At 54.2% G+C, this 8,264-nt stretch carries 5 protein-coding genes; 3 read left to right on the top strand and 2 right to left on the bottom strand.

Annotated elements, in window-relative coordinates:
* Positions 1-685: 685 nt before the first annotated feature.
* Entirely contained in the window at positions 686-1,714 is a 1,029-nt protein-coding gene (gene ilvC, locus FYJ65_RS08460; protein WP_154554890.1) for a ketol-acid reductoisomerase, read from the bottom strand.
* 143 nt (positions 1,715-1,857) lie between these two features.
* On the bottom strand, positions 1,858-2,544 hold the full coding sequence (locus tag FYJ65_RS08455; RefSeq protein WP_154554889.1) for a FadR/GntR family transcriptional regulator: 687 nt from the start codon (positions 2,542-2,544) through the stop codon (positions 1,858-1,860).
* Positions 2,545-2,807: 263 nt separating this feature from the next.
* Between FYJ65_RS08455 and FYJ65_RS08450 the strand changes: the two genes are divergently transcribed.
* The 3 genes from FYJ65_RS08450 to FYJ65_RS08440 all read left to right on the top strand — a co-directional run bounded on the left by FYJ65_RS08450 (position 2,808) and on the right by FYJ65_RS08440 (position 8,192).
* Complete coding sequence (locus tag FYJ65_RS08450) at positions 2,808-5,249, top strand: homocysteine S-methyltransferase family protein (protein ID WP_154554888.1); 2,442 nt, start codon at positions 2,808-2,810, stop codon at positions 5,247-5,249.
* Positions 5,250-5,260: 11 nt separating this feature from the next.
* Positions 5,261-7,051 carry a bifunctional homocysteine S-methyltransferase/methylenetetrahydrofolate reductase gene (locus FYJ65_RS08445; RefSeq protein WP_235898245.1) on the top strand — a complete coding sequence of 597 codons (1,791 nt, stop codon included), beginning with the start codon at positions 5,261-5,263 and terminating at the stop codon, positions 7,049-7,051.
* A gap of 82 nt (positions 7,052-7,133) precedes the next feature.
* The gene (locus FYJ65_RS08440; RefSeq protein ID WP_154554887.1) at positions 7,134-8,192 is read left to right on the top strand and encodes an NAD(P)H-dependent glycerol-3-phosphate dehydrogenase; all 1,059 of its coding nucleotides are present in this window, start codon (positions 7,134-7,136) and stop codon (positions 8,190-8,192) included.
* Positions 8,193-8,264: the final 72 nt, after the last annotated feature.

Genomic DNA, 8,264 nt, shown 5'->3' with positions numbered 1-8,264 from the left:
CGTGGTGCTTCACTGCCCGCAAACCCTTATTCCTTCGTCACGGGGCACCACGTCCTCGGGACCGGATAGGGTTTCGAGTGGCACGACGTGGTGCTTCACCGCCCGCAAACCCTTATTCCATCGTCGCAGGGCACCACGCCCTCGGGACCGGATAGGGTTTCGAGCGGCACGACGTGGTGCTTCACTGCCCGCAAACCCTTATTCCATCGTCGCGGGGCACCACGTCCTCGGCCCCGGATAGGACTTCGACCGGTGGGACGTGGTGCTTCACCGCTCGCAAACCCTTATTCCATCGTCGCGGGGCACCACGTCCTCGGGACCGGATAGGAATTCGACCGGTGGGACGTGGTGCTTCACCGCTCGCAAACCCTTATTCCTTCGTCACGGGGCACCACGTCCACGGCCCCGAACGGAAATACGAGCGGCACGACGTGGTGCTTCACCGCCCGCAAACCCTTATTCCTTCGTCGCGGGGCACCACGTCCTTGGGACCGGATATGGTTTCGACCGGCACGACGTGGTGCTTCACCGCTCGCAAACCCTTATTCCTTAGTCACGGGGCACCACGTCCTCGGCCCTGAACGGGAATTCCGACGACACGCCGGCAATGAAGAACCAAAATTAACAGCGGGACCCTTCGAAAAGGATCCCGCTGTTTTGAATGGAATGTAAATATATCGATGACTTAGTTGTTGATCAGCTTCTCATCATCCTTGTTCCAGCTGTACAGCTTCCGGATATCTTCACCCACCGATTCGCAAGGATGCTCCGATGCTCTCTGACGCATCATCTTGAAGTGAACCTGACCGCCGGCCATGTCGTCCAGGAAGCCTCTTGCGAAGGAACCGTCCTGAATGTCGTGGAGAATATCCTTCATCGCCTTCTTGGTGTCTTCGGTGATAATCTTCGGACCGGTTACATAGTCACCGAATTCAGCGGTGTTGGAAATGGAATAACGCATTCCGGCAAAACCGCTTTCGTAGATCAGGTCTACAATCAGTTTCATTTCGTGGATGCATTCGAAGTATGCATTCCGAGGGTCGTAACCGGCTTCGGTCAGTGTCTCGTAACCGGCCTGCATCAGTGCACATACGCCGCCGCAGAGAACTGCCTGTTCGCCGAAGAGGTCAGTCTCGGTTTCTGTTCTAAATGTGGTCTCCAGTACGCCGGCTCTTGCAACGCCAAGACCTGCCGCATATGCCAGCGCTCTGTCCAGTGCCTTTCCGGTGGCATCCTGCTGAACGGCAACCAGTGCCGGTGTGCCTCTGCCTGCCTGGAACTCGGAACGAACAGTATGTCCCGGAGCCTTTGGTGCGATCATGGTCACATCCACGTCAGCCGGTGGATTGATCAGACCGTAGTGAATATTAAATCCGTGAGCAAACATCAGCATATTGCCGGCTTCCAGATTCGGTGCGATGTCTTTCGCATACATTGCAGCCTGTGTCTCATCGTGGGTAAGAATCATAACGATATCTGCCCATTTAGCGGCTTCTGCGGTGGTGAGAACCTTTAGACCCTGAGCCTCTGCCTTTGCTTTGGACTTGGAACCTTCATACAGACCGACAACAACGTCGCATCCGGATTCCTTCAGGTTCAATGCATGGGCATGGCCCTGACTTCCGTAACCGATAACGGCGATCTTCTGTCCGTCCAATACGCTCAGATCACAATCGGCTTCATAATAAATCTTGTGGTTTTCGTAACTGCTCATCTCTAATTTTCCTCCTAATATATTATCCCAACAATTAATCCGCGAACCATACTCAGTTGTATGTTGTATGACAACATAATAAACTTGTCTGACCGCAATGTCAATAGCTTTTTTGTTGTTTTTCACATAAAAACAATATTTTTTTAGATTAACTGTTCCGTCCAAAGCGCACGGTGCAGGTGAATCGTCATGACGCTGCGCATGGCTTCCGCATCTCTTTTTCGCAGAAAGTCGATGATCATGAAGTTGTCGTTGTAGGCCCCTTCCGCTACCGCATCCCATTTGTACTCCAGCTCAAAGGTTTTCTGAATGGTCTGATTCACCACCGGCAGAAAATGATCGAAGAACCGGTTGTGGGATGCCCGAATCAGGGCATCGTGAAAAGCGATTTCCCGTTGGATGATTTCTTCATTGTTGAAGTCATGGGTGAACTGTTCCTGGGTGGCTTTCACCAGGCGGACAATCTCTTCAATCTCTTCATCCGTCGCCCGTTGGCAAGCCAGAGCGGCCGCAGCGGGCTCAATAATCAGCCGTGCTTCGTAGAGGTCTTTCAGGGTGACCTTCTTTTCATCGAAGGAGGGAAGGGTAGAGGCCAATTGGTCTTTTCGTTCCGTGACAAAGGTTCCTTTTCCGCGCTGAACCTGAAGCAGTCCTTCCGCGACCAGGATTCGGATGGCTTCCCGCAAAGTGGTTCGGCTGACCCCCAGCTCCAGTGAGAGATGGTTTTCGTTGGGCAGCTTACTGCCCGGTGCGTAATCCACTCCGCTTCGAATCTGGGCTCGAAGGGTATCCGCCGTTCGCTGTGCTAAGTTGGTTTTATTCTGAGACATGGTATTCTCCTAACTCTGTTCCGTAAAAATATATTGCGATGTATGATGTTATACAAATATGACGAGTTGTCATACAATAATTTATCACCGAGAAAACAGATTGTAAATAGAAAATCCGGAAAAAGTCTCTAATTCCGGAATCGGCATCCATCAAAAAACAGTAGAAATAACTGGCTATAGGAAGAACCTAATTGAACACCTCTTCGGAATTATTTATACTGAAATGAATAGTGTTATAGAATTCAAGAGGTGAGGATGAAATCATGAAGGAACAATTGATTATTTTGGACGGCGGCATGGGAACCGATTTGCAGCATTCCGGACTGAAGCCGGGAGAAAATCCGGCGGTGTACGGCATGACCCATGCAGCAGAAATTCGAGATATCCACATGAAATATATCAAGAAAGGCACAAATTGCATCTACACCAATACCTTCGGTGCCAGCGGCAACAAGCTGAAGGGCAGCGGGTATTCCGTGGATGAGGTGGTGCAGCGAAACGTGGAAACGGCCGTGGAAGCGGTACGCTTGATGAGGGAACAGGGCCGGGAGTGCATGGTGGCGCTGGACGTAGGCCCTCTGGGTGAGTTGCTGGAACCGCTGGGGACACTTCCCTTTGAAGAGGCCTACCGGGCCTATGCGGAAATCGTGGAGGCCGGTGAGAAAGCCGGCGCGGATCTGGTGGTGTTCGAAACCTTTACGGATCTGTATGAAATGAAAGCAGCGGTGCTGGCGGCGAAAGAGCATTCCAATCTGCCGATTTGGTCCACCATGTCTTTCGAGGCCAACGGCCGTACCTTCCTGGGAACTTCGGCAGCCGCCATGGCGCTGACCTTGGAAGGACTGGGTGTTGCGGCGCTGGGCATCAACTGCTCGCTGGGACCGAAGGAAATCCTTCCGATTGCGGAGTCCATGATGGAGTGGACAAACCTGCCGATGATTATCAAGCCCAACGCGGGTCTGCCGGATCCGCGAACCGGGAAATACGACATCACCGCGGTGGAATTTGCGGAAGAGATGGTGCCGTTTCTGGAGAAGGGCGTAGGCATCGTCGGAGGATGCTGCGGAACCAATACGGATTTTATCCGTGCCCTATCCCATAAAAGCAGCCATTACAATCCGGCAGGACGGATTCCGAAATCCCGGAATGGCGTATGCTCCGCCGGTTCGGTGGCGGAATACGGAAAGCTGAATATCATCGGGGAGCGAATCAATCCGACGGGCAAAAAGAAATTGCAGCAGGCGCTCCGGGATGGCGACATGGACTACATCAAGAAGCTGGCGGTGGAACAGTACGAATCCGGTGCGCAGATTCTGGACGTTAATGTAGGCGCCCCGGGCGTGGACGAAGTGGCGCTGATGCCAAAGGTGATTCAGGCGGTGCAGAGCGTGACGGACATTCCGCTGCAGCTGGATTCCGTGGATCCGGAAGTACTGCGGGCCGGCCTTCGGGTGGTGAACGGACGGCCGATAGTAAATTCCGTGAACGGAGAACGGGAGCGGCTGGATTCCGTGCTTCCGCTGGTGGCGGACTACGGCACGGCGGTGCTGGGTCTGGCCATGGATGAGGACGGCATTCCGGAAGATGCGGAGGGCCGAATTCAGGTGGCGGAGCGGATTCTTCGGGAAGCAGATCGATATGGAATTCCGCGGGAAGACGTGATTGTGGATTGTCTGACCCTGACGGTATCGGCCCAGCAGGAGCAGGCGCGAGAGACGCTGCGGGCAGTCCGTCGGATTCACGACGAGTTCGGCCTGCACTGTGCTTTGGGCGTCAGCAACATCTCCTTCGGCCTCCCGATGCGGCGGTACATCACCACCAGTTTCCTCACCCAGGCGATGGGGGCGGGACTGGATTTTCCGATTGTCAATATCAACGAGAAGGCGATTCGGGATGCCGTAGCGGCGTTCCGGGTGCTGAGCGGGGAGGATGCGGACAGCGGAAATTACATTCGGGATTACGCGGCGGAAGAGGCGGAGCGGAAAGCGAAACTGAAGGCGGCAAAAGAAAATAAGAGCGATGCCGGAGGAACCGGCAAGGGCGTAACGGGATCCGGCGTGTCCGGCGCCAAAAGCGATTCGAAGGAAGATCCGCTGCAGGCGGCGGTCATCAAAGGGCTGGAACAGGAGACCCGGGAGATTACAAAGAAGCTTCTCCTTCAGGAAGAGGCTATGAGTATTATCAGCGAACGAATCATTCCGGCACTGGACAAGGTGGGAGCGCTGTACGAAAGCGGGGAATTCTTCCTGCCTCAGCTCCTCAATGCGGCGACGGCGGCATGCGCCGGATTGGACTTGATTAAAAAGGAAATCGCCGCTTCCGGTACCCGGCAGGTATCCAAAGGACGGATTATTTTGGCCACGGTAGAAGGGGATATTCACGATATCGGAAAGAATATCGTGAAGGTGGTGCTGGAAAACTACGGCTACGACGTACTGGACCTGGGACGTGACGTGCCGGTGCAGACGGTGGTGGATGCCGCAGTGGAAAATGACGTGTACCTGATTGGGTTGTCGGCATTGATGACCACCACGGTACCGGCCATGAAAGCCACCATCGATGCCCTGCGAGAAGCCGGTCACCCATGTAAAATCATGGTGGGCGGTGCGGTGATGACGCCGGAATATGCGGAGGAAATCGGCGCGGATTACTATTCCAAGGATGCCCAGGGTGCCGTGGCAATTGCGAAGGAAGTACTGGGCTAGAGAAGGATGGGATGAAAGAAGATATGGAACAATTGACTTTTAGAGAGGAACTGTCCCGGGGGACGATGGTATTCGACGGAGGAATGGGCACCTATTTCTCCGCATCGGAGAAGCTGCCGGGGCAGGGCTGCGAGATGGCGAATATCGAGAAACCTCTGCTGATTTCCGCCATCCACCGGGAATATTTGGAAGCCGGTGCTCGGGCCATTAAGACCAATACATTTTCCTCCAACCGGGTGGCCTATCCCGGCGGAAACGATGTGGTGCTCCGGCAGATTCGGGCGGGATTTCGACTGGCCGGCCGGACGGCAGAAGCCTATGGCGCACATGTTTTTGCGGATATCGGTCCGGTGACCGGTCTGGATGAGGTGCGCACGAAGGAAGAATATCGGTATATCATCGATGCATTTCTGGAACTGGGGGCGAAAAATTTTCTGTTCGAGACCAATTCCAATACCATCGGACTCCTGGAGAGTGCTCGGTACATTCGAAGCCGGGTGCCGGATGCATATGTGATTATCTCCTATGCCGTGCTGCCCGGCGGATATACCCGTGACGGACTCTTTGGGGAGGATTTGCTGCAGGAAACAGGTGCATCGCCCTTCGTGGATGCGGTGGGCTTGAACTGCATCAGCGGGGTTCGGCAGCTGCAGTCCCTGCTGGAGCAGATGAATACGGAAGGACTGACCCTTTCCGTGATGCCGAATTCCGGAAGCCCGGTGGTCATTCAGCATCGCACCATCTATCAGAGCGACCCGGAATATTTCGGCCGTGAATTGGCAGAGCTGGCGGCAAAAGGCGTGACCATTGTGGGCGGCTGCTGCGGAACCACGCCGAAGCACATTGCAGCGCTGACGGAAGCGTTGAAGAGCGTTTCAGCCGACGGAACACTGCGTTCGGTTCCAAGAGCGGCGGCACCGGAAATGAAGGAGAGTGCGTTCTTTCGAAAGCTGCGGCAGGGGGAGAAGCCCATTGCCGTGGAATTCGACCCATCGGGATACGCGGATATAGGAAAATACATAGAAAATGCCAAGGGGCTCTGTGATGTGGGTGCCGATGTGATTACCATTGCGGACTGCCCGACGGCAAAGGCACGGATGGATTCCAGCCTGGTAGCCTGCATGCTCCGGCGGGAGGGTATCGAGCCCCTCCCGCATTTGACCTGCCGAGATCGAAATCTGAACGCCTCTCAGGCACTCCTCATGGGGCTCAGCGCCGCAGAGGTGCAGAACCTCCTGATTGTCACCGGAGACCCGATTCCAACCGCGGAGCGAGACGAGGTGAAGAGCGTCTACCAATTCAATTCCCGAAAGATGACCCACTTTATTCGCGGTCTGGAAAAGAAAGGGGCAATTCATCCCTTCCACGTGTTCGGCGCACTGAATATCAACGCGATTAATTTCGATGCGGAGTTGGGCCGGGCGGAAAAGAAAATCGAAAAGGGCATGCAGGGTCTGCTGACGCAGCCGGTGCTGAGCCGCCGGGGATTGGAGAATCTGAGACGGGCAAAAACATCTTTGAACTGCTATATTCTGGGCGGAATTATTCCGGTCATCAGCGAACGAAATGCTCGTTTTATGAACAGCGAGGTGAACGGCATCGAGGTGGAAGAGGCGCTGATTCAGCGATATGTGGGTTTGAACCGGGAAGAGGCGGAAAATCTGGCTCTGGAGGTATCCGTGGAAATCGGGAAAGCGATAGCGCGTTCGGCAGACGGATTCTACGTGATCACTCCTTTTAACCGGGTCAGCCTGGTCAGCCGAATCGTGGAAGCGATTCGGGACGGACATGTCATTTCCTAGACAATTATAGAGTTTTCCCATAGACCGTGTTATAATACAAATACTCAATTTGTACGTTATGATTATGTTAGGAGATATTTGTATGAAAAAGATTGGTGTACTGGGTGCCGGAACGATTGGCATGTCTCTGGCGCGGATGCTGTATAACAGCGGTCACGATGTTTTGGTATGGTCTGCCGTGGAGGCGGAGCTGGTGGCTTGTGAGACGACCCGGAAACATAAGAATCTGCCGGGAATGGTAATTCCGGACGGTGTTCGTTTTACCAGAAGCCTGGAGGAAGTGTGCACGGATAAGGACGTGCTGATGTTCGCCATCCCGTCCGTATTCATCCGTTCCACCGCCGCGAAGGCACGGGATTACATCGTGGACGGACAGATTATCGCCGATGTGGGCAAAGGCGTGGAGGAGAGCACGTTCATGACCATGTCCCAGATTCTGGAGGATGAGCTGAACAAGGACGGAAAGCACGGAAACGTGAAGGTGGTGGCTTTGTCCGGACCGACACACGCAGAGGAAATTGCGCTGGATATGCCGACCACAATCGTTGCAGCCAGTGAGGATATGGATGCGGCGAAATACGTACAGGACGTCTTCACCAATACCTGCATGAGAGTATATACCAATGCGGACGTAATTGGCGTGGAGCTGTGCGGTGCCATGAAGAACGTCATCGCTCTGGCTTGCGGAATTGCCAACGGCATCGGTTGCGGCGACAATGCCAAGGCGGCGCTGATTACCCGCGGTATGGCGGAGATTTCCAGACTGGGTACGAAGATGGGTTGCATGGAGCAGACGTTTACCGGACTGGCAGGAATCGGTGATTTGATCGTTACCGCTACCAGCATGCACAGCCGGAACAACCGTTGCGGCAATCTGATCGGACAGGGCAAGTCCGTAGAAGAAGCGGTAAAAGAAGTCGGTCAGGTCGTGGAAGGACTGAATGCGCTTCCGGCAGCAATGGCTTTGTCGAAAAAGTATGATGTAGAGATGCCGATTACCATGGCACTGGACAGCATCGTGAACCGCGGCGCAAACCCGATTGATGTGGTAGAGAAGCTGATGAGCCGGGCGAAAAAATCGGAGGTATCCGAGGATGTTCTGATTCAGTTCTTCGAAAAGAAGAAGGCGGAACGGAAATAGAATCAGGGGAAAACCGGATTTGATAATAACCCAATAGCAAAGAAACAGGACTGTCGCTTGACAGTCCTGTTT

It is taken from the genome of Mogibacterium kristiansenii (genome assembly GCF_009695905.1).
GTDB lineage: Bacteria > Bacillota > Clostridia > Peptostreptococcales > Anaerovoracaceae > Mogibacterium_A > Mogibacterium_A kristiansenii.
Note: the sequence above shows the minus strand (reverse complement) of the source record. Positions and strands in the feature narration are given on the sequence as shown.